The organism is Methylocystis sp. Se48 (assembly GCF_056269425.1).
On the sequence record NZ_CM149850.1, the window covers coordinates 3,064,919 to 3,089,809 of the forward strand.

The 24,891-nt window shown below is 66.1% G+C and carries 24 protein-coding genes; 16 read left to right on the forward strand and 8 right to left on the reverse strand.

Going from position 1 to position 24,891, the window contains the following annotated elements; translation table 11 throughout:
* Positions 1-6: 6 nt before the first annotated feature.
* The 7 genes from ACV959_RS14950 to ACV959_RS14980 form a co-directional block, all read right to left on the reverse strand.
* The gene (locus tag ACV959_RS14950) at positions 7-708 is read right to left on the reverse strand and encodes an RlmE family RNA methyltransferase (RefSeq protein WP_475737359.1); all 702 of its coding nucleotides are present in this window, start codon (positions 706-708) and stop codon (positions 7-9) included.
* Positions 705-2,804 carry an ABC transporter ATP-binding protein/permease gene (locus ACV959_RS14955; protein ID WP_475737360.1) on the reverse strand — a complete coding sequence of 700 codons (2,100 nt, stop codon included), beginning with the start codon at positions 2,802-2,804 and terminating at the stop codon, positions 705-707. Before ACV959_RS14955 ends, ACV959_RS14950 begins: the two co-directional genes overlap by 4 nt.
* An 88-nt stretch (positions 2,805-2,892) precedes the next feature.
* Positions 2,893-3,228: an integration host factor subunit alpha gene (locus tag ACV959_RS14960; protein WP_475739680.1), complete on the reverse strand. Its 336-nt coding sequence runs from the start codon at positions 3,226-3,228 to the stop codon at positions 2,893-2,895.
* A 212-nt stretch (positions 3,229-3,440) separates the two neighbouring features.
* Positions 3,441-4,265 carry a carbon-nitrogen hydrolase family protein gene (locus tag ACV959_RS14965; RefSeq protein ID WP_475737361.1) on the reverse strand — a complete coding sequence of 275 codons (825 nt, stop codon included), beginning with the start codon at positions 4,263-4,265 and terminating at the stop codon, positions 3,441-3,443.
* Positions 4,266-4,373: 108 nt separating this feature from the next.
* A complete protein-coding gene (locus ACV959_RS14970) occupies positions 4,374-4,988 on the reverse strand; it encodes a TetR/AcrR family transcriptional regulator (protein WP_475737362.1) in 615 nt (204 codons plus the stop codon).
* The gene (locus tag ACV959_RS14975) at positions 4,985-8,110 is read right to left on the reverse strand and encodes an efflux RND transporter permease subunit (protein WP_475739681.1); all 3,126 of its coding nucleotides are present in this window, start codon (positions 8,108-8,110) and stop codon (positions 4,985-4,987) included. The genes ACV959_RS14970 and ACV959_RS14975 overlap by 4 nt, the downstream gene beginning before the upstream one ends.
* A 10-nt stretch (positions 8,111-8,120) precedes the next feature.
* On the reverse strand, positions 8,121-9,215 hold the full coding sequence (locus ACV959_RS14980) for an efflux RND transporter periplasmic adaptor subunit (protein WP_475737364.1): 1,095 nt from the start codon (positions 9,213-9,215) through the stop codon (positions 8,121-8,123).
* A gap of 318 nt (positions 9,216-9,533) precedes the next feature.
* Here ACV959_RS14980 and dnaK point away from each other — a divergent pair, with 318 nt between their 5' ends.
* From dnaK to ACV959_RS15060, 16 genes are all read left to right on the forward strand, one after another.
* A complete protein-coding gene (dnaK, locus tag ACV959_RS14985) occupies positions 9,534-11,429 on the forward strand; it encodes a molecular chaperone DnaK (RefSeq protein ID WP_475737365.1) in 1,896 nt (631 codons plus the stop codon).
* A gap of 107 nt (positions 11,430-11,536) precedes the next feature.
* A complete protein-coding gene (locus ACV959_RS14990) occupies positions 11,537-11,827 on the forward strand; it encodes a nucleotidyltransferase family protein (RefSeq protein WP_475737366.1) in 291 nt (96 codons plus the stop codon).
* Positions 11,824-12,186 carry a HepT-like ribonuclease domain-containing protein gene (locus ACV959_RS14995; RefSeq protein ID WP_475737367.1) on the forward strand — a complete coding sequence of 121 codons (363 nt, stop codon included), beginning with the start codon at positions 11,824-11,826 and terminating at the stop codon, positions 12,184-12,186. The genes ACV959_RS14990 and ACV959_RS14995 overlap by 4 nt, the downstream gene beginning before the upstream one ends.
* A 12-nt stretch (positions 12,187-12,198) precedes the next feature.
* Complete coding sequence (gene dnaJ, locus ACV959_RS15000; protein ID WP_475737368.1) at positions 12,199-13,320, forward strand: molecular chaperone DnaJ; 1,122 nt, start codon at positions 12,199-12,201, stop codon at positions 13,318-13,320.
* Positions 13,321-13,345: 25 nt separating this feature from the next.
* Positions 13,346-13,612 carry an HNH endonuclease gene (locus ACV959_RS15005; protein WP_475737369.1) on the forward strand — a complete coding sequence of 89 codons (267 nt, stop codon included), beginning with the start codon at positions 13,346-13,348 and terminating at the stop codon, positions 13,610-13,612.
* Positions 13,613-13,726: 114 nt separating this feature from the next.
* Positions 13,727-14,338 carry a class I SAM-dependent methyltransferase gene (locus tag ACV959_RS15010; RefSeq protein WP_475737370.1) on the forward strand — a complete coding sequence of 204 codons (612 nt, stop codon included), beginning with the start codon at positions 13,727-13,729 and terminating at the stop codon, positions 14,336-14,338.
* Complete coding sequence (gene pyrF / locus ACV959_RS15015; RefSeq protein WP_475737371.1) at positions 14,335-15,027, forward strand: orotidine-5'-phosphate decarboxylase; 693 nt, start codon at positions 14,335-14,337, stop codon at positions 15,025-15,027. The genes ACV959_RS15010 and pyrF overlap by 4 nt, the downstream gene beginning before the upstream one ends.
* A 5-nt stretch (positions 15,028-15,032) precedes the next feature.
* Positions 15,033-15,248, forward strand: a complete 216-nt coding sequence (locus ACV959_RS15020; RefSeq protein WP_475737372.1) for a ChaB family protein — start codon at positions 15,033-15,035, stop codon at positions 15,246-15,248.
* Between the two features lie 91 nt (positions 15,249-15,339).
* Positions 15,340-16,497: a glycosyltransferase gene (locus tag ACV959_RS15025; protein WP_475737373.1), complete on the forward strand. Its 1,158-nt coding sequence runs from the start codon at positions 15,340-15,342 to the stop codon at positions 16,495-16,497.
* A gap of 83 nt (positions 16,498-16,580) precedes the next feature.
* A complete protein-coding gene (gene hpnC, locus ACV959_RS15030; protein WP_475737374.1) occupies positions 16,581-17,459 on the forward strand; it encodes a squalene synthase HpnC in 879 nt (292 codons plus the stop codon).
* The gene (gene hpnD, locus ACV959_RS15035; RefSeq protein WP_475737375.1) at positions 17,456-18,322 is read left to right on the forward strand and encodes a presqualene diphosphate synthase HpnD; all 867 of its coding nucleotides are present in this window, start codon (positions 17,456-17,458) and stop codon (positions 18,320-18,322) included. The genes hpnC and hpnD overlap by 4 nt, the downstream gene beginning before the upstream one ends.
* Complete coding sequence (gene hpnE / locus ACV959_RS15040; RefSeq protein WP_475737376.1) at positions 18,319-19,560, forward strand: hydroxysqualene dehydroxylase HpnE; 1,242 nt, start codon at positions 18,319-18,321, stop codon at positions 19,558-19,560. Before hpnD ends, hpnE begins: the two co-directional genes overlap by 4 nt.
* A gap of 36 nt (positions 19,561-19,596) precedes the next feature.
* Complete coding sequence (locus tag ACV959_RS15045) at positions 19,597-20,358, forward strand: alpha/beta fold hydrolase (RefSeq protein WP_475737377.1); 762 nt, start codon at positions 19,597-19,599, stop codon at positions 20,356-20,358.
* 136 nt (positions 20,359-20,494) lie between these two features.
* A complete protein-coding gene (locus ACV959_RS15050; RefSeq protein ID WP_475737378.1) occupies positions 20,495-20,803 on the forward strand; it encodes a helix-turn-helix domain-containing protein in 309 nt (102 codons plus the stop codon).
* Positions 20,804-20,820: 17 nt separating this feature from the next.
* Entirely contained in the window at positions 20,821-22,794 is a 1,974-nt protein-coding gene (gene shc / locus ACV959_RS15055; protein ID WP_475737379.1) for a squalene--hopene cyclase, read from the forward strand.
* A gap of 15 nt (positions 22,795-22,809) precedes the next feature.
* On the forward strand, positions 22,810-23,541 hold the full coding sequence (locus ACV959_RS15060; protein WP_475737380.1) for a phosphorylase: 732 nt from the start codon (positions 22,810-22,812) through the stop codon (positions 23,539-23,541).
* Here the strand turns inward: ACV959_RS15060 and hpnH are convergent.
* Complete coding sequence (hpnH, locus tag ACV959_RS15065; RefSeq protein WP_475737381.1) at positions 23,482-24,633, reverse strand: adenosyl-hopene transferase HpnH; 1,152 nt, start codon at positions 24,631-24,633, stop codon at positions 23,482-23,484. The genes ACV959_RS15060 and hpnH overlap by 60 nt on opposite strands.
* Positions 24,634-24,891 lie beyond the last annotated feature (258 nt).

Below are 24,891 nucleotides of genomic sequence, written 5' to 3' on the forward strand. Positions count from 1 at the left end.
GGCGGCCTATTCGCGCTTTCCGCGAAAGCCCGTCGCGAGCACGTAAAGCTCCGCTGAATCCGCGCGGCTCGCAGCGGGCTTCACATGTCGCACCGTCGCGAAATCGCGCTTGAGGCGCGTGAGCAGCCGCCCCTCCGTGCCGCCCTGCAGAACCTTGGCGACGAAGAAGCCGCCCGGCGCGAGAACGTCCATCGCAAATTCCGCGGCGAGTTCGGCGAGCGCGACGATGCGCAAGTGATCGGTCTGCTTGTGGCCAGTGGCGTTCGCGGCCATGTCGGACATCACGCCGTCGGCCTCGCCGCCCAGCATGTCCTTGACGACGTCGGGCGCGTCCGCGTCGTTGAAGTCCTTCACGGCGAATTTCACGCCAGGGATCGGCTCCATGTCGAGCAGATCGACGCCGACGACCTTGCCCCTGCCGTCCTTCGCCTTCACGCGGTCGGCGGCGACCTGCGACCAGCCGCCGGGCGCCGCGCCGAGATCGACGATGCGCCCGCCCGGTTTGAAGAGGTGAAAACGGTCGTCCATCTCGATGAGCTTATAGGCGGCGCGCGAGCGATAGCCCTCGCGTTTCGCGCGCGCGACATAGGGATCGTTGAGCTGGCGCTCGAGCCAGAGGGTCGAGGAGAGCGAGCGCTTGCGCGCGGTCTTCACCCGCGTCTTCAGCGACCGCCCGCCCTCGCGGCCCGATCCCTTGCCCTCGCTCATGCGCGCGCCTTGTCTCGCGGCGCGTAAAGCCCATCCCCGCCGGCTTCCATCTCGATATGGCGATCATGATAGTCGGCGAGCGTGGAGCGATGGCCGATGGAGACGATCGTCGTCTCCGGCAGGCGCTCGCGCAGCACGGCGTAAATCTCTCCTTCGAGCTTCTCGTCGAGCGCGGAGGTCGACTCGTCGAGGAACAGCCAATCGGGCCTGGCGAGAAGCGCGCGGGCGATGGCGACGCGTTGCTGCTCGCCGCCGGAGAGCCGCTGGCCCCAGTTGTTGTCTTCGTCGAGCCGCTCCAGGAACGGCGCGAGGCGAGCGGCGCGCAACGCCTCCTCGATGTCGGCGCGGGAATAGTCATCGACATTGCCGGGATAGACGATCGCCTCGGCGAGCGAACCCATGGGAATATAGGGACGCTGCGGCGCAAGCATGACGCGCGCGCCCTGCGGCAGAACGATCTCGCCCGCCGCGTGGGGCCAGATGCCGGAAATCGCGCGGAACAACGTGGACTTGCCGGAGCCAGAGGGGCCCGTCAGCAGCGTGGCCTGGCGCGGCGCGAGGGCGAGCGCCTCGACATGGACGATGCGGCGTCCGTCAGGCAGCGACAAGGTGAGGTCGCGCAGCGCGAGCGCCTCGGCGGGGGCGCGCGACACGATCCGCGTGCGCGCCGCCTGCGCCTGCGCCGCGTCGATGGCGCGATCGAAAGAGCTGAGGCGGTCGAGCACGGCTTTGAAGCTCGCGAGGAACGTGTAATAATTGATGAAAAAGGTCAGCGCGCCCTCGACGCGGCCAAACGCGCTCGCCGTCTGCGTCATGACGCCGAGCTGGATCCTGCCGGCGAAATAGAACGGCGCCGTGATCAAATAGGGAATGATCGGCGAAAGCTGCCCATAGGCCGCGGTGAAGGCCATCAGTTCCTTGCGCTTTCGGACGATCGCGAGATAGTTGGCGAAGACCCGCGCGAAACGACGCAGCAGCGACCCCTGCTCGACGCCCTCGCCGGAGAGAAGTGCGATCTGCTCGCTATATTCGCGCAGGCGCGCTAGCGAAAATCGGAAATCGGCCTCCCGGCGCTGCTGCTCGAAGAACAGGCGCGTCAGCGACCGGCCGATGAGATGCGTCACGATTGTGCCGAGCGAGGCGTAGATCAGCGCGACCCAGAAGAGGAAACCGGGAACGTGGATGTCCGTTCCGGGCAGCGGATAATTGCCGGAAAGCTCCCACAGCACGAAAGAGAAAGATACGAGCGAACTCACCGTCGAGATCAGCAGGATCGAATAGGAATAGATCCCATAGCCTTCCTCGCCGCCGTCGATGAAACGGTTGACGTCCTCCGCGATGCGCTGATCCGGGTTGTCGGCGTCGCCGCCGGCGAGCGTCATGCCGTAATGCGTGTGCGCGCCGAGCCAGCGTTGAACGTAATGCTCGGTGAGCCAGCGGCGCCAGCGAATGGTGAGCATGGACTTGAGCACATATTCGATCACCGCGCTCGCGACATACAGGAACGCCCAGGGCGTGAAGACATAGAGCAGCTGGCGCCAGAACTCCGCGGCGTTCTTTTCCTGAATCGCGTTGAACCAGTCGCGGTTGAAGAAGGAGAGGCGCACGGAGATGCCAACCTGCCCCTGATTGATGAGCACGAGCACGACGATCATGGCGATCGCGATGGCGCTCTCGCGCGCGGAGAAGCGCGGAAAGGGCCAGACGCGTCCCTCGCCGCGGTCGGTTGAGTCGAAATAAAGATCGGCGATGCGGGTCATCTCCCGAATGACCGGAATGCGCGACACCGCGTAGACGACGATGGAGAAGACGGCCACCGTGACCGACATGCTCTCCGGCGGGGCGAAGCCCTGGAGCGCCGCGGGCCACAACACCTCCGCTTGCATGACCCGCGCGAGTCCGAAGACGATCGTCTCGGTCGAGAAGATCGCCGCGAAGATTTTCATGAAGCGCGACATCTCCGCGCCGCGCCAGGTTGCGATAGCGCAAAGCGCGGCGGCGACCGCGAGCACGAAGAGGTCGGTGTCGGCCGTATGCGCGCCGACCAGCGCCGCAAGAACGGCGAAGGCGGCGACGGCCACGCTCAATTTTCGCATCTTTGATCCTTTGAGAACAGGCGGCGACGACCTTCTGGCCGCGGCGCGAAATCTCGCCGCCAAGCTTTGCGCCCTTCGCAGCTATTTCTCAATCGTCTTCGGCGGGGATGACGGCGTCGCCGTTGACATGCGCAACCAGAACGGGAGACGCCTTGAAGGTGAGAACCCGGCGCGGCGTGATCGTCGCCTCGACCCCGGTCTTGGGGTTCCGACCGATGCGTTCGCGTTTCGACCTCACGTTGAAAGTGCCGAAGGACCGCAGCTTGACCGACTCGCCGCGCAGCAGCGCCTCGGTGATTTCCTCGAAGGTCGCGTCGAGAATCTTGCGCGCCTCGGCGCGGGACAATGTCGGGCAGCAGCCGTAAACCGCTTCCCGCAACGCGGCGCGCGTCAACGTATTTCCGGGCGCGTTTCTTCTTACCATGCGGGATGGACACAGACTGACAGGGATGTCGCGTTGCGGACGATCGGCGTGGGCACGCATTCCCCCCAAACTCTCGAGCGAACGCGACAAAACGGATGAAAAGTTGCAAGCAGACAGGCTTACAGCCACATAGTATCCATAAATCATAGAGATGCAAGGCCATGACGACGCCGCTTTACGCGCGCGTGGCCGCGGCGCCGCAAAAACAAGGCCTAAATCGCGAGCCTGACTTTGTGTTGCGCGACCGGGATCATCGCCCGCACCTTGCGAATGCGCTCGATATCCACATAGGACGACACGAGTCCCGGGCCTTCGGACGCCTTGGCGACGACATGTCCCCACGGGTCGGCGATCAGGGAATTGCCGTAGGTGAAGCGCGTCTCGTGTCCCGCCTTGTGCGCGCCGGTCTGCGCCGGCGCGCAGAGATAGGCCTGCATCTCGATCGCACGGGCGCGGCACAGCACTTCCCAATGGTCCTTGCCGGTGACAAGCGTGAAGGCCGCGGGGAGCGCGACAATGTCCGCCCCTTTGTCGGCGAGCGCCTGAAAGAGATACGAGAAACGCAGGTCGTAGCAGATCGCGCAGCCGACTGTGACGCCCTCGCAGTCGTAGGTCACGACATCCTCGCCGGGTTTGAAGGCCGCGCTCTCGTGATATTTCGCGCCGTCGGGCGCCGTGATGTCGAACATGTGGATCTTGCGGTAGCGCGCCACTTCCTTGCCGTCGCGGTTGAAGGCGACGCTCGTATTGTGAAGGCGCTCTTCGCCGGGGACCTTCTCGAGAATCGACCCCGCGTGGATGAAAACCTTGTGCTCGCGCGCGAGGGCGCTGCACATCTCGTAGGCGGGCCCGCCGGGCAACTCTTCGGCCGCCGCCATTTTTTCGGCGCGCGAGCCGCCAATGAAATCGAAGACCTCGGGCAAGCAAATCCAGTCGGGCTTCTCCTGGGAGACGGCCCGTTCGATGAGGGCCCGGGCGTTCGCGAGATTGACGGCCTTGTCGCCAATCGAATTCATCTGAACCAGTGTGACCTTCATAACCGCTCTGCTGTTTCCCTGAGGCGCGCGCCGGCGCCGGACTTCTCTAGTCCACATTCTACACAGGCGCGGCGGGCGGCGTATAGCCCAAACGTCGCGGCAAAACCGTCAGCCCCGCGCGCCCGCGCGGAGCGCCGCGAGGCAGAAGTCGACCATCTGCTCGCCTGTCGGCTCGGGCCGGTCGGCGCATTCCACCATGAGACGCGGATGGCAGAAGCGGATGCAGGCCACGTGAACGAGTTTCGCGGCGCGGCGCGCGTCGCCCCGGGCGAATTCGCCGCTCTCCATCCCCGACCCGATGATGCTTTCATAGATCGCGTCGAGCCGGTCGATATGGTCGTCGATCACGGGCCAATGCTCGACAAGCGCAGCCTCGACCATATCGTGCAGCTTGCGATCGGCCACATAACGTTCCGCGTTCATCGCCTCGAGGCCGAGAATGAGCCTGCGCAGCCGCTCGGCGGCGGAGCCCGGCCCGCGCGCAATCTTCTCGGCCGCCGCCTCCACTTCGCCCATCAGCTGCCGGGCGACCGCCACATGGATCTCGGCTTTCGATCCAAAAAACCGGTAGACGTTGGCGGGCGACATGCCCAGCGCGCGCGCGATGTCCGCGACCGTCGTTTTCTGGAAGCCGATCTCACGGAAAAGGCGTTCGGCCGTCGCCACGATCATGGCGCGCCGCTCGCCGTCGCGAGCGTTGGGGACATCGGCGACGGCGGTCATTCAGCCGCCTCGCCGGCGAGGCCGTCGTCGAGCGCGAGCGCCGGAGCGGCGGGCGCCGGCAGGCTTTCGTTGAGATGACGGCGGAACCAGGCCGCATAGAGCGCGGGAAGGAAGAGGACCGTCAGAAAGGTCGCGACGAAGAGGCCGCCCATGATGGTGAGCGCCATCGGCCCCCAAAAAGTGGATCTCGAGAGCGGGATCATCGCAAGAATCGCGGCGAGCGCGGTGAGCGCGACCGGCCGCACGCGCCGCACGGTCGCGCCGATGATGGCCTCCCGATAGCTCGCGCCGCTTTCGAGATCCTGCCGCACCTGATCCACGAGAATGATGGAGTTGCGCATGTCCATCCCCGAAAGCGCGATGAGGCCCAGAAGCGCGACGAAGCCGAAGGGCGCATGCGCGACATTGAGTGCAAGAGAGGCGCCGATGAGGCCCAAAGGCGCGCTCATCATGACCAGCGCGACTCGGGCGAAGTCCTGAAGCTGGAACATGACGATCGTCAGCATCGCGAGCGCGACGATCGGGAAGACGGCGAAAATCGAATTGTTGCCCTTGGCCGACTCCTCGATCGCGCCGCCCATCTCGATGCGGTAGCCCTGCGGCAAGCGTTCGCGGATCTCGGCGAGTTTCGGCCACAGCCGCGTCGAGACGTCCGGCGCCTGCACGCCGTCCTTCACGCCGGAGCGCACCGTGATGGTCATGTTGCGGTTGCGCCGCCAGAAGATCGGCTCTTCGTAATCATAGACGATCTTGGCGACCTGCGAGACGGTGACGGGCTTGCCGTCGCGCGAATAGACGACGATGTCGCCGAGACGGCCAAGATCGCCGCGCTCGCCGGGAACGGCGCGCGCCACCACGTCGATCTGGTCGATGCCGTCGCGCAACGTCGTGACAGTGACGCCCGAGACGACCATGCGCAGACGGTTCGACACGTCCTGCGGCGTCACGCCGAGAAGCCGCGCGCGATCCTGGTCGATGACGAGACGGACGCTCGGCGTTTCCTCGTTCCAGGACAGATGCGGATCGTCGACGCCCTCGTCGGCGGCCATGACGTCGCGCACCTGATAGGCGATCGCGCGGACTTTTTGCGGATCTTGTCCGACGACCCGGAACTGCACGGCGTAGCCGACCGGCGGACCGTAGGTGAAACGGTCGACGCGCGCCCGCGCCTGCGGGATGGCGCCCTTGGCGATCGCGTCCTCGAGTTTCTTCTTCAGCCGCTCGCGCGCGGCAATGTCCTTCGCCACGATGACAATCTCGGAATAGGACTCGTTGGGCAGTTGCGGATTGAGGCCCAGCCAGAAGCGCGGCGGCCCCTGACCGACATAGGTCGTATAAAAAGCGGCGTCCGGATCGTTCTTGAGGAGCGCTTCGGCCTTTTTCGCGGCGTTGAGCGACGCAGTGATCGACGAGCCCTCGGGCAGCTTCAACTGGAAGAAAAGCTCCAGTCGCTCCGCATATGGAAAGAACTGCTTCTGCACCACCGCCATGCCGAGCACGGCGAGGACGAAGACGCCGGCCGTCGAGGCGATCACCCGCAGCCGGTTGTCGACCGCCCATGTGATGACGGCGCGCAGCTTTTCGTAGAAAGGCGTGCGATAAATGTCGTCCGGATCGCGATGCGGATGCAATTTGCCGAAATCGGGCAGGAGCTTCACGCCCAGAAAAGGCGTGAAAATCACCGCCACGAACCACGAGGCGAGAAGGGCGACGAGCAGCACCCAGAACATCGAGCCCGTATATTCTCCCACCGCCGAATTGGCGAAACCCACCGGCAGGAAGCCAGCCGCGGTGATCAGCGTGCCGGTGAGCATGGGGAAGGCCGTCGACTCCCAGGCGTAAGTCGCCGCCTTGATGCGATCGTAGCCCTGCTCCATCTTCACCATCATCATCTCCACCGCGATGATGGCGTCGTCGACCAACAGGCCCAGCGCGATGATGAGGGCGCCGAGCGAGATGCGCTGGAGGTCGATGCCCATCAGCCGCATGAAGATGAACACGAAGGCGAGCACCATCGGCACGGAGAGCGCAACGACGACGCCGGTGCGGAATCCGAGCGACAGAAAGCTGACGCCGAGCACGATGACAAGCGCCTCGATGAAAGAGCGCGTGAATTCGCCAACCGCCGCCTCGACGACCTTGGGCTGGTCTGCGATCTGGTCGATCTCGATCCCTATGGGGGTTTTGGCGCGGATCTCGTCGACGGCCGCGCCGACCGACTCGCCGAAACTAAAAACGTTTCCGCCCTTCACCATCACGGCGCCGACGACGATCGCGGGCCTGCCCTTGTAACGCGCGAGGAAAGTGGGCGGATCCTCGAAGCCTTCATAAACGTTCGCGATGTCGCCGAGCCGGATGACCTTGCCGTTCGCCGGCACCGGAATGGCGGCGATGGCGGCGGGGCCCTTGAGCTCCTCCGTGACCTGGATGCGAATGCGATGCGAGGACGTCTCGAAAACCCCCGCGTCGTCGACGGCGTTCTGCTTGGCGAGCGAGTCGAAAATCGCCTGCGGCTCGATCCCGAGATTGGCGAGCTTCGCCTCGCTGAATTCGACGTAGATGCGCCGCCCCTGCTCGCCATAGACGTCGACCTTCATGACCTCGGGCGACTCGACGAGCCGCTGGCGCAGCGCTTCGACGACCTTGTCGAGCATCCTGTAGTCGGCCCCGTCGCCGGTGACCGCATACATCACCGAATCGACGTCGCCATATTCGTCATTGATCTGCGGCCCCCTCACGCCCGCCGGCAGATCGCCCCTGATGTCGTTGAGCTTTTTGCGCAGCTGATAAAAGAGCGGCGGAATCTCGCGGGGCGGCGTATTGTCCTTGAAGGTGACCTGCATCGCCAGGAAGCCCGGCTTGGTGTAGGTCTCGATTTTGTCGAGATAGGCGAGCGTCTGGAGCTTTTTCTCTAGGAAATCTGCGACCTGGTCGCGCATTTCGCTCGCCGTCGCGCCGGGCCAGGCGGCCGTGATGTTCGCCACCTTGATCGTGAAGGACGGATCTTCGGCGCGCCCCAGCCGCAAAAAGGAATAGGCGCCGGCGACGCCGATCGCGAACATGAGAAACAACATCAGCGCCGGCCGCGTCACCGCCCATCTGGAGAGATTGAACCGCATCAGCCGCCAGCTCCTACAGCGACTCGCGCGTCATCACGCGCACCTTGCGGCCGGCCTCCAGCTGGTGGACGCCGAGAATGACGATCTGGTCGTTCGCCGAAACGCCGCCCGACACCAGCGCCGAGTCCGAATCGAAGCGCAGGAGCTTGACGGGCGTCAGCTGGAGCTTTCCGTCCGCGCCGACCTTCCAAACCGACGGCCCCTTGCCCTCGTTGAAGACGGCGGAGAGAGGAACGCTCATGAGCTGCCGGGCGTCGGCCGCCGCGATGGCGAGCGTCGCGCTCATGCCGAGCGCGACGGCCGCGTCGGGATCGAGGATCGAATAGCGGGCGGCGAAAGTGCGCGTCGCCGGGTCGGCGGAGGGGCTCAATTCCCGCAATTTCGCCTGATAGGTTTTGGCCTTGTTCGACCAGAGCGTGAGCGTCGCCTTGCCTTTGCCGGCCTGCGGCGCGAAATCCTCAGGCAGCGCCACCGCCGCCTCGACCTCGCCGGAGTGCGCCAGACGGATCGCCGTCTGGCCCGCCGCCACGACCTGCCCGGGCTCGACCAGCGTCTGCGTCACGACGCCGTCGCCGTCGGCCCGCAGCGTCGCGTAATCGAGAGAGTTGCGCGCCATCTCGAGCGCGCGTTCGGCCCGCTGCTGGCGCCCGCGCGCCTCCTGCGCGGCGGCGCGAATGCGGTCGAGCGTCGCGTCCGTCGTCCAGCCGTTCTTGCGCAGCGCGAGCGCCCGCCTTTCGTCGCCCTGCGCCTGCGCAAGCGCCATCTTGGCCGCCGAGAACTCGGCTTCCGCCTGCTCCTTCTGGAGCTTCAGGTCGTTTTCGTCGAGCGCCGCGAGCGGCGCGCCGGCCTTGACCGTCTGGCCCGTCTGGACGAAACGCTGAACCACCTTTCCCGCCACGCGGAAGCCCAGATCGGACTCGACCCGGGGCCGGATCGTCGCCACGAATTCCCGCGCCTGCGACTGAGACGCCACCTTCGGCCGGGCGACGAGCACCGGGCGGTCGTATTGCGCGTCTTCCGGCTGATCGGGCTGTTTCTCGCAACCGGCGAGACCAGCGAGGAAAAACGCCGCGGCCGCGCGAACGACGAGTGAAAAACCCTGCGCCATGGACCGCCGCCGCCTTTCGCCCCGGTCATGATGGATGACGAAATTCAATATTTATCACTCGTCACTCGCGGTCAAGGCCTCGCCCCTATCGCGGCGGCAAGATCGTTAACGCAAGAGCTCCACGAAAGTCTTACGCCGCTTGTCGCAAATGATTCCTTCTTCTATATGCGGCCAGCCCTTGCGGCAGGCTGGGGCAGGCACAATCTTGGGGAACAGCAAGCGTCTTAGGATCGCGCGGCGGGCTCATGGCGAGCCGCCGTCCTCAGGCGTCCAAGGGACCGCTTCGGGGTCCGACTTCGCGAGCGAAAGGAAAGAAATATGGCCAAAATCATCGGCATCGACCTGGGCACGACCAATTCCTGCGTGGCCGTTATGGAAGGGTCGAGCCCCAAAGTCATCGAGAACGCCGAAGGCGCGCGCACGACGCCCTCGATCGTCGCCTTCACTGACGACGGCGAGCGCCTCGTCGGCCAGCCGGCGAAGCGTCAGGCGGTGACGAACCCCGACAAGACCTTCTTCGCCATCAAGCGCCTCATCGGCCGCACCTTCGAAGATCCGATGACCAAGAAGGACATCGGCCTCGTTCCCTACAAGATCGTGAAGGCGAACAACGGCGACGCCTGGGTGGAGGCCGCCGGCAAACAATATTCGCCCTCCCAGATTTCGGCCTTCATTCTCCAGAAGATGAAGGAGACGGCGGAGGCCTATCTCGGCCAGACCGTGACGCAGGCCGTCATCACCGTCCCCGCCTATTTCAACGACGCCCAGCGACAGGCGACCAAGGACGCCGGCAAGATTGCGGGCCTCGAGGTTCTGCGCATCATCAACGAGCCGACGGCCGCGGCGCTCGCCTATGGCCTCGACAAGAAGCAGTCCGGCACCATCGCGGTCTATGACCTCGGCGGCGGCACCTTCGACGTCTCGATCCTTGAGATCGGCGACGGCGTTTTCGAGGTGAAGTCGACGAACGGCGACACCTTCCTGGGCGGCGAGGACTTCGACAACCGGATCGTCGAATATCTGGCGGCCGAGTTCAAGAAGGAGCAGGGCATCGACCTGACCAAGGACAAGCTCGCCCTGCAGCGCCTGAAGGAAGCGGCCGAGAAGGCGAAGATCGAGCTGTCGTCCGCGACGCAGACCGAGATCAACCTGCCTTACATCACCGCCGACGCCACGGGTCCGAAGCATCTGACCCTGAAGCTGACGCGCGCCAAGTTCGAGGCTCTGGTCGACGATCTGATCCAGCGCACCGTCGAGCCCTGCAAGAAGGCCCTCAAGGACGCCGGTCTCACCGCGGCCGAAATCGGCGAGGTGGTGCTCGTCGGCGGCATGACCCGCATGCCGAAGGTTCAGGAGGTCGTGAAACAGTTCTTCGGCAAGGAGCCCCACAAGGGCGTCAACCCGGACGAGGTCGTCGCCATCGGCGCCGCGGTCCAGGCGGGCGTTCTGCAGGGCGACGTGAAGGACGTGCTGCTGCTCGACGTGACCCCTCTGTCGCTTGGCATCGAGACGCTCGGCGGCGTGTTCACGCGCCTCATCGACCGCAACACCACGATCCCGACCAAGAAGAGCCAGATCTTCTCGACCGCAGAGGACAACCAGCAGGCCGTGACCATCCGCGTCTTCCAGGGCGAGCGCGAAATGGCGGCGGACAACAAGCTGCTTGGCCAGTTCGATCTGATGGGCATTCCGCCGGCCCCGCGCGGCATGCCGCAGATCGAGGTGACCTTCGACATCGACGCCAACGGCATCGTCAACGTCACGGCGAAGGACAAGGCCACCAACAAGGAGCAGCAGATCCGCATTCAGGCCTCGGGCGGCCTCTCGGACGCCGACATCGAGAGGATGGTCAAGGACGCCGAGCTGCACGCGGCCGAAGACAAGGCGCGCCGCGAGCTCGTCGACGCCAGGAACCATGGCGAAGCCGCCATCCACACGGCCGAGAAGGCGGTTGCGGATTACGGCGACAAGGTCTCGGGCGCCGACAAGAGCGCGATCGAAGCGGCGATCGCGTCGCTCAAGACCGCCCTCGAGGGCGACAATGTCGAGACGATCAAGGCCAAGACCAACGAGCTGGCCCAAGCCTCGATGAAGCTCGGCGAGGCGATGTACAAGGCCCAGCAGGCCGAGGCCTCCGGCGCCGGCGCGAGCGAGGCGCCGAAGGACGACGTCATCGACGCCGAGTTCAAGGACGTCGGCGACGACAAGAAGTAAGCGCACGGGACTGGCCATGCGCGGCCCGATGCGCTAGCGAACGGAAGCCCGGCGTGAAAACGCCGGGTTTCGTTGCATTCGGGCGGTGCGGAGACGACCGACAAGCCATGAAACCTTCGGTTGCGCTGGAGATGAATCGCGAAGCGATCCGGGCGGCGGTGGGCCGCTACCGGACCGCCAATCCGCGTGTCTTCGGCTCCGTGCTGCGAGGCGAGGATCACGAGGACAGCGACATCGACATACTGGTCGATGCGCTGCCGGGTCTTACACTGTTCCAGCTCGGCGGCTTGCAGGTCGAACTTGAAGAGCTGCTCGGCGTGAAGGTTGACCTTTTGACCCCCAAGGAGCTCCCGCAGCGCATTCGAGCGCGCGTTCTCGCGGAGGCGACTGCAATATGAAGGAGGAGCGTATCCAAACGCTTCTCGATCAGGTCGAAAAGGCTTTGTGCTTGTGCGCGTCTTACCTCGATGGCCTGAGCAGGGACGATTTTCTGAAGGATAGCCGGACACAGCAAGCCGTCGCGATGAACTTGATCATCCTCGGAGAGGCGGTTTCCCGATTGGAGACCCGTTTCCCAGAATTTCTGGCGCGGTTTCCGGGTATGCCATGGCAAAGCATGAGAGGCATGCGCAATCGCATCGCGCATGGCTATTTCGAACTCGATATGGAGATTGTCTTCGACACGGCGCGGATCGACCTGCCTGAGCTTCAAAAAAGCCTTTCAGCGCTACGCGCCGCCGTGGACGAGAGCAACTAAAAACGGCCGACCATGTCCAAGCGCGATTACTACGAAATCCTCGGCGTCTCCCGAACCGCGACCGAGGTCGAGATGAAGGCCGCCTTCCGCAAGGCGGCGATGCAATGCCATCCCGACCGCCACCCCGGCGACAAGGAGGCGGAGGCGCGCTTCAAGGAGCTGAACGAGGCCTATCAATGCCTTTGCGACCCGCAAAAGCGCTCGGCTTATGACCGTTTCGGCCACGCCGCCTTCGAACAGGGCGGCGGGATGGGCGGCTTCGGGTCGTCGGAGGGATTCGGCGCCTCCATGGCCGATATTTTCGAAGACCTCTTCGGCGACGTGATGGGCCGGCGCAGCCGCTCCGGCGGGCGCGAGCGCGGCTCGGACCTGCGCTACAACATGGAGATCACGCTTGAGGAGGCCTACAACGGCAAGGCCGCCGCGCTGAAGATCCCTACCTCGGCGACCTGCGAGGCCTGCGCCGGCACGGGCGCCAAGAAGGGCTCCAAGCCCAAGACCTGCACGACCTGCGCGGGCCATGGCCGCGTGCGCGCGCAGCAGGGGTTCTTCGCCATCGAACGCACCTGCCCCGCCTGCCACGGGCGCGGCGAGACCATCGACAACCCCTGCCCCTCCTGCTCCGGCTCGGGCCGCAAGACCGTGGAGCGCTCCCTCTCCGTCAACATCCCGCCGGGCGTCGAGGACGGCACGCGCATCCGGCTCGCGGGCGAGGGAGAGGCGGGCGTACGCGGCGGGCCGCCCGGCGATCTCTACATCTTCCTGTCCGTGAAGCCGCATCCCTTCTTCCAGCGCGACGGGGCGGACCTCTATTGCCGCGTGCCCATTTCCATGGTCCGCGCCGCGTTAGGGGGCGAGGTGACGGTCCACGGCATCGACGGCTCGGAGATCAAGTTGAAGGTGCCCGAGGGCGCGCAATCCGGCAAGCAACTGAAAGCCAAGGGCAAGGGCATGCCCGTCCTGCGCGGCCGCGACTATGGCGACCTGCACGTGCAGCTCTCCGTCGAGACGCCGCAGAAGCTCACCAAGCGGCAGAAAGAGCTGCTCGCGGAGTTCGAGAAGGAATCCTCGCACGAGACCCACCCCGAGGAGCATGGATTCTTCGCGCGGATGAAGGATTTGTTCGGGGGCTGACGCCGGAGTGCGGGAAACCTGCCCGTTGTGCGACCGTGCGCTCGGCGACGTCCGCGTCACCGAGCATCATCTGATCCCGCGCCGTTACAAGGGCAAGGACGCGCGGATGATGCATGCGATCTGCCACCGAAAGATCCACGCGACCTTCACCGACCAGGAGTTGCGCGACCATTATCACACCTTCGAGCGGCTGCTCGAGCACGAGGATATCCGCGTCTTCGTCGACTGGGTGCGCAAAAAGCCGCCGGCGTTCTACGCCGCCACGAAGACGAGCGGGCGGCGGCGGAAGTAGCGGCGTCCCCGCGTTGTCTTTATCACGCGCCTCCCCTATTCTCGCGACCACGGCCCCGGCAGCGGGGCCGTTCGCATAGAAAGCCGACGGAAGCCGCATTCAGGGAAGCCGCCCTTGCAGAACGCCAAAAGCTCGCTCGCCGACAGCGCCCGCTTCATCAAGCAATGGATCGAGAACCCGCGGCTCATCGGCGCCGTGCAGCCCTCCGGCCCGGCGCTCGCCAAGACGATGGCCAGCTTCGTCGACCTCGGTCGCGATGGCCAAATCGTCGAGCTTGGTCCCGGCACCGGCCCCGTCACCAAGGCGCTGCTCGCCCGCGGCATCCCGGCCGAACGCCTCGTGCTCGTCGAATATGAAACCCGCTTCTGCCACATGCTCGCCGATCGTTATCCCGGCGTGAAAATCGTGCAGGGCGACGCCTACGGGTTGAAGAAGACGCTCGACGGCAAGATCGGCGGAAGCGTGGCCGCGGTCGTCTCGAGCCTGCCTCTTCTCGTGCGCCCCGAGCGGGACCGCGTCGAATTGCTGCATCAGGCCTTCGAGCTGATGGGCGACGACGGGCTCTTCATCCAGTTCACCTACGGCCTGACCAAATCGCCGATGCCGCTCCACGCCCATGGCGTCAGCGGCGCCTATGTCGGCAAGGGGTCCGCGCCCATCCTCATGAACATCCCGCCCGCCCGCGTGTGGCGCTACCGCAAGGCGGGCCACGGCGGGAAGCCGTGAGCGCGCAAGCCCGCGACCGGCTCATCGTCGCTCTCGACGTCGACAGCGTCGAGGCGGCGCAGGCGCTTGTCGCCCAACTGGGCGACGCCGTCTCCTTCTACAAGATCGGGATGGAGCTGGCCTATGGCGGCGGGCTGACGCTGGCCCGAGAGCTGAAGGACTCCGGCAAGCGCGTCTTCATCGACCTGAAGCTCCACGACATCGGCGCGACGGTCGAGCGCGCCACTCGGCAGATCGCCCGGATGGGCATGGATTTTCTCACCGTCCACGCCTATCCGCAGACCATGGCGGCGGCCCGCGCCGGCGCGGGGAGCCTGAAGCTCCTCGCCGTGACGGTGATGACCTCCTATGACGACGCCGATCTGAAGGAGGCGGGCTACGCCTATGGGGTCGCCGATCTCGTCGCGCGCCGCGCCGCGCAGGCGAAGGCGGCCGGGATCGACGGGCTGATCCTCTCGCCCCTCGAACTCGCGACCATCCGCCCCGTCGTCGGCACGGGCATGCTGCTGGTCACGCCCGGCGTGCGTCCCGCCGGCGCGGACGCCGGCGACCAGAAGCGAATCATGACCCCAGCGCAGGCGATTGCGGCGAGCGCGGATCACATCGTCGTCGGACGCCCGATCACCCGCGCCGCCGACCCGCGCGCCGCCGCCAAGGCAATTATAGTCGATATTTCCGGCGCCGCCTGACGCCCGTGCCTTACGAGACCAACGCCGACCTCCCCGAAAACCTTCAGCGTCTCCTTCCCGCGCACGCCCAGGACATTTACAGGTCCGCCTTCAACCACGCCTATTTCGCCCATGAGGGCGACCCCCGGCAGGAGGAGGCGGCGCACCGGATCGCCTGGGCCGCGGTGAAGCGCAGCTATGTGAAGACGCCTCTGGGCTGGCGGCGGCGAGACGAGGATTGACCGCCGGCGGCGGCGCGCTGGCCTCGCCGGGCCGCGAGTGCTAAAAACCGCGCGCTTCGCACAATCGTCCCAGCGCCCCACGACACACGTCATGACGCTCACGCTCATCGCTCTCGCCGCCCTCGCCGCCTGGCTCTATCTTTTGGCCTTCAACTCGGGATTCTGGCGGCTCACCGAACACGATCGCCGCTTCGCCCCCGAAGGCGCGACGGTTCCGGAAGGAGCGCATGTGATCGCCATCGTGCCGGCGCGCGACGAGGCGGAGGTCATCGCGACGAGCGTCGCCTCCCTGCTTGCGCAGGAGTTCCCTGGCCGTCTCGAGATCGCGCTCGTGGACGACGACAGCGCGGACGGGACGGCGGAGATCGCGCGCGCGAAGGCGGTTGAACTCGGCGCGTCCGACCGGCTGACGATCCTGAAATCGGGGGGGCCCGCGGACGGCTGGACCGGCAAGATCGCCGCCATGCATCGCGGCTTCACGCATGTGCGCGGCCTGCCAAAACAGCCTGACTTCGTGCTTTTCTGCGACGCCGACATCGCCTTCGAACCGCATGTGCTCGCGCGGCTCGTCGCCGGCGCCGCGGCGCGCGGGACGGTGCTCTCCTCGCTGATGGTGAAGCTGCGCTGCGAGAGCCGGGCCGAGAAATGGTTCATCCCTGCCTTCATCTTCTTCTTCCAGAAGCTCTACCCCTTCCGGGCCGTGAACGACCCGAACAGCAGGATCGCGGGCGCCGCGGGCGGGGTGATGCTGGTGCGGCCCGAGGCGCTGGCGCGGGCCGGCGGCCTTCCTGCGATCCGCGACGCGCTGATCGACGACTGCGCGCTCGGGAAGCTGATGAAAAAACAGGGGCCGATCTGGCTCGGCCTCACCGACGACGTCTACAGCCTGCGCCCCTATCCGAAGCTCGCCGACATCGAGCGCATGGTCAGCCGCTCCGCCTACGCCCAGCTCGACTATTCGCCCGTCAAGCTCGCGGGGGCGGTGCTCGGCATGGGGATCGTCTATCTTGCGCCGCCTTTCGTCGTCATTCTGGGCGAGTCGGCCGCCCGCGACGTCGCGCTCGTCGCCTGGCTCATCGGCGCGCAGGCCTATATGCCGAGCCTGCGCTTCTATGGCCTCTCGCGGATGCGGGCCTTTGCGTTGCCGGCGGTCGCGGCGTGCTATACGTGGTTTACCGCCGTATCCGCCTGGCGGCATGTGCGCGGCCGGGGCGGCGAGTGGAAAGGCCGATATCAGGCGCCCGCCTGACGACACATTGGGCGCGGACAATCTAGGCGTCGACGGAGAGCGCGCTGGCGTCGTCGCCGCCGGACCGGGGCATTGGCTGCTATATGATCGACATTGCCGACACGGGCTCTGGCAAGACGCATCGCGACGAGAATTTTCCCGTCGCATCGGTGCTCATCGCGCCGCGCCATCGCGCGCCGATCATGGCCTTCTACGACTTCGTCCGCGCGGCGGACGACATCTCGGACCATCCGACCCTCGCGCCGCAGGAGAAGCTCGACCTTCTCGACCGGCTCGACGCCGCGCTGACCGGCGAGGGCCCCGACGAGCCCGTCGCTGCGAGGCTGCGCGAGGAATGCCGCGCGCGGCGGCTCGATCCCCAGCATGCGCGCGATTTGCTCGCCGCCTTCCAGCGCGACGTGACCTATCTGCGTTATCGCGACTGGGACGATCTCATTTCCTATTGCCGCTATTCCGCCATGCCCGTCGGCCGCTTCGTCTGCGACGTGCACGGCGAAGATCCCGCCCGCGTCTGGGCGGCGAACGACGCTTTATGCGCCGCCCTGCAGGTGATCAACCACCTGCAGGACTGCGGCAAGGATTATCGCGATCTCAACCGCGTCTATGTCGCCGCCGATGCGCTCGCGGCCCATGGCGCTACGGCGGAGATGCTGGGAGAGGCCCGCGCGCCCGCGCCGCTCCTCGCCGCCATCCGCGATCTCAACGAAAAAACCGCGGCGCTGCTCGATCAGTCGCGCGGCTTCGCCGATCTGATCGAGGACGCGCGGCTCGCGATGGAAGTAGGCGCCATTCAGGCGCTCGCCGAAAGTCTCGTCGCGCGGCTCCGCGTCGCCGATCCGCTGTCGGAAAAGGCGCACGCCGGCAAACTCGCCTTCGCTTTCATCGGCGCGCGCGGCGCACTTGGCGCGCTGCTGCGCCGCCTTTCCCGCCCGCGCCGCGACGTCGCGGACGCTGCAAGATGACCATGGAATCATACACCGACATAGCGCCGCCGAAGACGCAGGCCATCGCGCACAAGAGCTCCTTCTATCTCGCGATGCGCATCCTCGAACCGCCGCGGCGGGAGGCGATGTTCGCCATCTACACCTTCTGCCGCGCCGTCGACGACATCGCCGACGATGAGGGCGACCGCGCCATGCGCCGCGCCGCGCTCGACCAGTGGCGTTTCGATCTCGACGAGCTTTACGCCGGGCGCATTCGGCCCCGCGTCGGTTTTCTCGCCGCGCCGGTGCGCCGGTTCCGGCTCGACCGCGCCGACTTCGAAGCCGTGATCGCCGGGATGGCGATGGACGTCGAACAGGACATTCGCGCCCCCGACTGGGAAACGCTGGAACTCTATTGCGACAGGGTCGCGAGCGCCGTCGGGCGCCTCTCCGTGCGCGCCTTTGGGCTCGTCGAAGAAGACCAGGCCGAACTGCCGACCGCGCCCAAGCTCCTCGCCTATCACCTCGGCCGCGCGCTCCAGCTCACCAATATTCTGCGCGATCTCGACGAGGACGCCGCGCGCGGCCGGCTCTACCTCCCGCGCGAGGCGCTGGAGGAAGCGGGCGTCGGAAATTTCGCGCCGCACGCCGCGCTCGCGAGCCCTGCGCTCGATCAGGTCTGCGCGCCGGTGATGAGCCGCGCGCGCGAACATTTCGAGCAGGCCGATCTCGTCATGGCCGGCCTGCCGAAATCGACCGTGAAGGCGCCCTATCTGATGGCCGCGGGCTATCGCTCGATCCTCGACGGGCTCACGACGCGCGGCTTCGCGCCGCCGCGCACGCCGGTTCGCATGTCGCGCATGAAGCTCATCGGCGCCCTGTTGCGGCACGCATTCCTGTGAGCGGAACGACCCACGTCGTCGGCGCCGGGCTTGCCGGCCTTTCCTGCGCCGTGCGCCTCGCAGACGACGGCGGGCGCGTCTCCCTTTACGAAGCCGCGCGCATGGCCGGCGGCCGCTGCCGATCCTATGTCGACGCGACGCTCGGCCTCACCATCGACAACGGCAATCATCTGCTTCTGTCCGGCAATGCGGCCGCGCGCGACTATGGCGCGCGGATCGGCGCGAGCGATGCGCTCATCGGCCCCGAGGAATGCGAATTCGACTTCCTCGATTACGCCTCCGGTCGCCGCTGGAAGCTGCGTCCCAACGCATCGCGACTCCCCTGGTGGGTCTTTTTCGCCGGCCGCCGCGTGCCGGGCACGGGGCCGCTCGACTATCTCGACGCCGGCAGGCTGCTCTTCGCGCGGCAAGGCGCGACAATCGGCGAAACCATGCGCTGCGAGGGCCCGCTCTGGGAAAAGCTCTGGCGTCCCGTGATGCTCTCGGCGCTCAACATCGAGCCGCGCGAGGCCGCCGCGACGCTCGCGGGCGCCGTATTGCGCGAGACGCTCGCGGCGGGCGGCGCCGCCTGCCGGCCGCTGGTCGCGAAGGGCGGGCTCGGCCATGCCTTCATCGAGCCCGCCTTGCGCAAGCTGCAATCTCAGGGGATCGCGCCGCGCTTTGGAGCCCGGCTGAAGGAGATCGTCTTCGACGGCGATCGGGTTTCCGCCCTGCGCTTCGGCGAAGAGGAGATCGCGATCGGCGCGGAGGATCGCGTCGTCCTCGCCGTCCCCGCCTGGATCGCGCAGGAGCTGATCCCCGGCCTCGTGACGCCGGACGATCATCGCGCCATTCTCAACGTCCATTTCAGGATCGCGCCGCCGCCGGGCCAGCCCTTGCTGCTCGGCATGATCGGCTCGCTGTCGGAATGGCTTTTCGCTTTCGACGACCGCCTGTCGGTGACGATCTCCGGCGCCGACCATCTGATGGACGAACCGCGCGAGGCGCTCGCCGAAAAAATCTGGGCGGAAGTCGCGGTCGCAACGGGACTGGCCGGCGATATGCCGCCCTGGCGGATCGTGAAGGAAAAACGCGCCACTTTCGCCGCGACCCCCGCCCAGGAAGCGCGCCGGCCGGATGCCCGGACGCAATGGCGCAATCTGCTCCTCGCGGGCGACTGGACCGCGACGGGTCTGCCGGCGACCATTGAAGGGTCAATTAGGTCCGGATATCGCGCGGCCGAACTCGCACGCGCCTGACGGGCGCCGCACAGGATGACGCGCGAGGCCTCTCCGATGTTTCCGTCGCTGCCCGCCCTGATGTTGTTTCTCATGGCGACGGCGACGTTCGCGGACGACAGGATCGTGACTGTCGAGGGGCAGAATTATCGTCTCGAAACGCGCGGCCGTCGCGGCCCCGCGGTCGTCTTCGAAGCCGGGCTCGGCAACGACATCTCGACCTGGCGCCGCGTCGCCGGCCCGATCTCGAAATTCGCCCGTGTCGCGCTCTACGAACGGCCCGGCCTTGGAAAGAGTGTCCCGATGACCGGCCATTCGCCGGTCCTTGCGGCGCAAGTGGCGGAGCGCCTCCACAAATTGCTCGCCGCCGCCGATATCCGTCCACCCTATGTTCTGGTCGGACACTCTCTCGGCGGCCTCTATGCGCAGATGTTCGCGAAGAAATATCCCGGTGACGCCTCGGGCGTCGTTCTGCTCGACTCGTCCAGTCCCGACGCGCCGGGCGAACTGAAAACGCGCGCGCGTCTCGAGCCGGGCTCCGCCGCCTTTCTGGAGCAGGAGGGGATCGCCGAGAGCAATGCGCAGGTCAAAGGGGCCGGCCCCTTTCCAGACATTCCGCTCATCGTCATTGCGGCGACGGACCACGGGCCTTTCTTCAGGCAGTGGGAGCCGATGCTGATGCGCCTTCAGGAACAGCTCGCCACCCTCTCTCCCAAAGCCTCGCTCGTCGTGGCGCAAGGGAGCGGCCACGACATTCAGATCGACCGGCCGAAAATTGTCATCGATGCGGTCAAGCGGCTGGTCGAGAACCGCAAATAAAGCGCCCGCCATTTTGGGCGCGGCGGCCTTTCGAGCCGCTCGTCCCGCGCGCGCCGGAAGCGGGCTTGACCATATGGGTAAATCACTATAGCTGAAGCGCCGTTCGGCCATCCGAGCCGAAAACCCGCAAAAGGCGATGAACGAAGAGCTTTCATCCCCGCGAGCGCAAAGCGCCGAGGACCATCTCCTCAAGGCGCAGCTCGTTCAGAAAATCGACGCGCTGTTGAAGGAGCGCGGCCTCAAGCAGGTGGAGGCCGCGCAACTCTTCGGCGTGAAGCAACCCGACGTCTCGAAGATGCTGCATGGCGACTTCCGCCAGTTTTCGGTCGAGCGGCTCCTGCGTTTCCTTGTCGCGCTGGGACAGGACGTGGAGATCGTCGTGACGCCGCGTCGCCCCGACGCCGCGGAAGCCGCGACGCTTCGCATCGCTTGGGACAGGATTTGAGAAAAAAGGATCTCCGGATGACCGCAGCCGCGCGCATTGAGGCCAATTACGCTCCCGTCGGCGCCGAGGCGCTCGACGCCAGCATCCAGAACGCCAAGAAGGCGCTGCTGAACCTCGAAAAGGGCGACGGCCACTGGTGCTTCGAACTTGAGGCGGATACGACGATCCCGGCCGAATATGTGCTCATGCGCCATTTCCGCGCCGAGCCGGTGGACGCCGAACTCGAGCGCAAGATCGGCGTCTATCTGCGCCGCACGCAAGGCGATCACGGCGGCTGGCCGCTCTTTCAGGACGGCGCCTTCAACATCAGCGCCAGCGTGAAGGCCTATTTCGCGCTCAAGATGATCGGCGACGACGCCAACGCGCCGCATATGGTTCGCGCCCGCGAGGCGATTCTCGCCCATGGCGGCGCGGCGGCCTCCAACGTCTTCACGCGCTCGCTGCTGGCGCTCTATGGCGAAATCCCGTGGCGCGGCGTGCCGGTGATGCCGGTGGAAATCATGCTCTTGCCGCGCTGGTTCCCCTTCCACCTCGACAAGATCTCCTATTGGGGCCGCACCGTGCTCGTGCCGCTGCTGGTGCTCATGACCTACAAGCCACGCGCGAAGAACCCCAAGGGCGTGCGCATCCAGGAACTCTTCACGACGCCGCCGGAAGACGTGAAAATCTGGCCGAAGGGCGAACATCAGACCTGGCCCTGGGCGCATCTCTTCGGCGAACTCGACAAGCTGCTGCGGTTGATCGAACCCCATATGCCGAAACGCATCCGCGAGCGCTCGATCCGGCTCGCCGAGCGCTGGACCACCGAGCGCCTCAACGGCGTCGATGGCCTCGGCGCCATCTTCCCGGCCATGGTCAACAGCCTGCTGATGTATGACGTGCTGGGCGTCCCCGAGACCGATCAGCGCGTGAAGGACGCGCGCGAATCGATCGAGCGCCTGCTGGTCGTCAACGAGACCGAAGCCTATTGCCAGCCCTGCGTCTCGCCGGTCTGGGACACGTCGCTCGTCGCCCATGCGCTGCTCGAGACCGGCGACGAGGATGCGCGCGAACGCGCCCGCGCCGCCTGCGACTGGCTCGCTCCGCGGCAGGTGCTCGACGTGAAGGGCGACTGGGCGGCGCAGCGGCCCGACCTGCGCCCCGGCGGCTGGGCCTTCCAATACGCCAACGCCCATTATCCGGACGTGGACGACACGGCCGTCGTCGCGACTGCGATGGACCGTCTCACCAGCGCCGAAGAGAAGAAACCCTATGCCGAGCGCATCGCGCGGGCGAAGGAGTGGATCGTCGGCATGCAGTCCAAGAATGGCGGCTGGGGCGCCTTCGACGCCGACAATGAATATCACTATCTCAATCACATCCCCTTCGCGGACCATGGCGCGCTGCTCGATCCGCCGACGGTCGACGTCTCCGCGCGCTGCGTCTCCATGCTCGCGCAGCTCGGCGACACGATCGAGACGAGCGAATGCCTCAAGCGCGGCGTCGATTATCTCCTGAAGGAACAGGAGAAGGACGGCTCCTGGTTTGGCCGCTGGGGCGCCAACTACATCTACGGCGCCTGGTCGGCGCTTTGCGCCCTCAACGCCGCCGGCCTGCCGCATGATCATGGGGCCTATCGCCGCGCGGTGAACTGGCTCGTCTCGATTCAGAACCCGGACGGCGGCTGGGGCGAGGATCTCTCCAGCTACAAGCTGGACTACAAGGGCTACGAGCCCGCGCCCTCCACCTCGTCGCAAACCGCCTGGGCGCTGCTCGCCCTGATGGCGGCGGGAGAGACGGAACATCCCGCCGTGGCGCGCGGCGTCGCCTGGCTTCAGGCGACGCAGGCCGAAAACGGTCTGTGGAACGAGCCGCGCTTCACAGCGACGGGCTTCCCCCGCGTCTTCTACCTGCGCTATCACGGCTATTCGAAATTCTTCCCGCTGTGGGCGCTCGCGCGCTATCGCAATCTGACGCGCGCCAACAGCAAGCGCGTGCAAGTGGGGCTCTGACGCCCCGGAGGGGCAATGACCCGCCTGTTCAGCCGCAAGAGGGAAACGGCGCCGGACCCGTCGGCGCCGATCCTCGTCGTCACGGGTATGAAGCAAGAGGCCGCCTGCGCCGCGGGCGACGGCGTCGTCACAATCTGCAGCGGCGCCGACGTCGCGCGGCTGCGCGCGGAATTGTCGAAACTGAGGAACGCCAGATTCTCCGCCATAGTGAGCTTCGGGCTCGCCGGCGCGCTCGATTACGCGCTGCGGCCGGGCGATCTTCTGGTGGCGGACGCCGTGATCGCGAACGACGCCCGCCGCGCCGCGCACGGGCGCCTTTCCGACGCGCTGAGGGAAGGCGCGGCGGCGAAGGGCTGCAAGATCATCCATGGCGAGGTCGCCGGCGTCGATGCGCCCGCGATGGACACGGACGCCAAGACGAAACTGCGCGAATCGACGGGCGCCGCCGCCGTCGACATGGAGTCGCATGTCGCGGCGGCCTTCGCCGAAGCGCGAAAGCTTCCCTTCGCCGTCGTGCGCGCGATCAGCGACCCCGCCGCCCGCGCCCTGCCGCCGCTCGCCGCGCAGGCGCTGACGCCGGAGGGCGACGTCGACGCGAAAAAAGTGGCGCGCGAACTGCTTCGCGCGCCATCTCAAATCGGCGGATTGATTCTTGCGGGTCTCGATTCCCGCGCGGCCTTCGGCGCCTTAGGCCGCTGTGGGCCGCTTCTCGGACCGCTCTCTCGCCTCGTGCTCGCGAATCTCTGAGAGCCGCGCGACGTTCTCGTCATAGACATATTCGGCCGGACGCTGGTTCGCGAGCGAGACGTCGGGCGCCATCGGGCCTTCCGTGCGCACGCCGAAGAGCGCCACCCAGGCGGCCTTCCAGGGACGCCGCACGGCGTCCTTCACGGCGCTGGCCTCGAAGCCGGAATGCACCATGCAGTCGGCGCATTTTTCGTAATTGCCGACCCCATAGGCGTCCCAGTTCGTCTCTTCCATCAACTGCTTGAAGGTCGGCACATAGCCTTCGCCGAGCAGGTAGCAGGGGCGCTGCCAGCCGAAGACCGTGCGCAGCGGATTGCCCCAGGGCGTGCAGAGATAGCTCTCGTTGCCCGCAAGGAAATTCATGAACAGGCCGGACTGCTGAAACTGCCAAGCCTTGCCGCCGCGGCCGCGGCGCAGGATGGCGCGGAACAGTTCTTTCGTTCTCTGCCGGTTGAGGAAATGCGTCTGGTCCGGCGCGCGCTCGTAGGCGTAGCCCGGCGACACCGTCATCCCGTCGACGCCGAGCGCCGTCGTCTCATCGAGAAATTTCGCGACGCGCGCCGGATCGGCGTCGGAGAAGAAGGTGCTGTTCGTCGTGACGCGGAAGCCCTTTTCCTTCGCAAGCTTGATCGCCTCCACGGCGCGCTCGTAGACGCCCTCCTGACAGACGGCGTGATCGTGCATCTCCTTGTCGCCGTCGAGATGGATCGACCAGGTGAAATAGGGCGAGGGCTTGTACTGGTCGATCTTCTTGGCCATCAGCAGCGCGTTGGTGCAGACGATGGCGAATTTGCCGCGCTTGACGATGCCCTCGACGATCTGCGGCAAATCCTTGTGCAGCAAGGGCTCGCCGCCGGCGATGACCACGACGGGCGCGCCGCATTCGTCGACGGAGGAGAGACACTCCTCGACCGAAAGACGCCTGTTGAGGATATGATCCGGGTAATCGATCTTGCCGCAGCCGGCGCAGGCGAGGTTACAGCGGAACAGTGGCTCCAGCATCAAAACGAGGGGGTAGCGCTTTCTGCCCAGAAGATGCTGTTTGACGATATAGGCGCCGATTTTCGCAACGTAACGAAAGGGTATGGACACGGCTTGTTCCTGCTGTGGTGCGCGAGCCTTCAAGGGGCCGCGAGACAAGAGCGCAGGCGCGCGTCATGCCGCGGACGTCGCGCCGGCTTGGCCGTCTAGCACGAAAGGGCGGCAAGGAAAACCCGGCGCGCCCGCTCTTGCCAACGGGCAAAAAACGGACTCAATTCCGTCGCATCAAGCGAAAGACTGTCGGCGGGGGATTGATCGAGGGGTCGCATTTCATGACGAAAGTCGCCTTTCTGTGCGCCGCCGCCGACC

Bases quoted from the DNA above. Each gene is read 5' to 3' on its own strand.
- ACV959_RS14995 (WP_475737367.1), top strand. From the start codon at position 11,824: ATGAAGGAGGAGCGTATCCAAACGCTTCTCGATCAGGTCGAAAAGGCT.
- ACV959_RS14955 (WP_475737360.1), bottom strand. From the start codon at position 2,804: ATGCGAAAATTGAGCGTGGCCGTCGCCGCCTTCGCCGTTCTTGCGGCG.
- ACV959_RS14980 (WP_475737364.1), bottom strand. From the start codon at position 9,215: ATGGCGCAGGGTTTTTCACTCGTCGTTCGCGCGGCCGCGGCGTTTTTC.
- hpnC (WP_475737374.1), top strand. From the start codon at position 16,581: ATGATCGACATTGCCGACACGGGCTCTGGCAAGACGCATCGCGACGAG.
- dnaJ (WP_475737368.1), top strand. From the start codon at position 12,199: ATGTCCAAGCGCGATTACTACGAAATCCTCGGCGTCTCCCGAACCGCG.
- ACV959_RS15060 (WP_475737380.1), top strand. From the start codon at position 22,810: ATGACCCGCCTGTTCAGCCGCAAGAGGGAAACGGCGCCGGACCCGTCG.
- ACV959_RS15050 (WP_475737378.1), top strand. From the start codon at position 20,495: ATGAACGAAGAGCTTTCATCCCCGCGAGCGCAAAGCGCCGAGGACCAT.
- ACV959_RS14970 (WP_475737362.1), bottom strand. From the start codon at position 4,988: ATGACCGCCGTCGCCGATGTCCCCAACGCTCGCGACGGCGAGCGGCGC.
- hpnD (WP_475737375.1), top strand. From the start codon at position 17,456: ATGACCATGGAATCATACACCGACATAGCGCCGCCGAAGACGCAGGCC.
- ACV959_RS15045 (WP_475737377.1), top strand. From the start codon at position 19,597: ATGTTTCCGTCGCTGCCCGCCCTGATGTTGTTTCTCATGGCGACGGCG.
- ACV959_RS14990 (WP_475737366.1), top strand. From the start codon at position 11,537: ATGAAACCTTCGGTTGCGCTGGAGATGAATCGCGAAGCGATCCGGGCG.
- dnaK (WP_475737365.1), top strand. From the start codon at position 9,534: ATGGCCAAAATCATCGGCATCGACCTGGGCACGACCAATTCCTGCGTG.
- ACV959_RS14960 (WP_475739680.1), bottom strand. From the start codon at position 3,228: ATGGTAAGAAGAAACGCGCCCGGAAATACGTTGACGCGCGCCGCGTTG.
- ACV959_RS15025 (WP_475737373.1), top strand. From the start codon at position 15,340: ATGACGCTCACGCTCATCGCTCTCGCCGCCCTCGCCGCCTGGCTCTAT.
- ACV959_RS14965 (WP_475737361.1), bottom strand. From the start codon at position 4,265: ATGAAGGTCACACTGGTTCAGATGAATTCGATTGGCGACAAGGCCGTC.
- shc (WP_475737379.1), top strand. From the start codon at position 20,821: ATGACCGCAGCCGCGCGCATTGAGGCCAATTACGCTCCCGTCGGCGCC.
- ACV959_RS14950 (WP_475737359.1), bottom strand. From the start codon at position 708: ATGAGCGAGGGCAAGGGATCGGGCCGCGAGGGCGGGCGGTCGCTGAAG.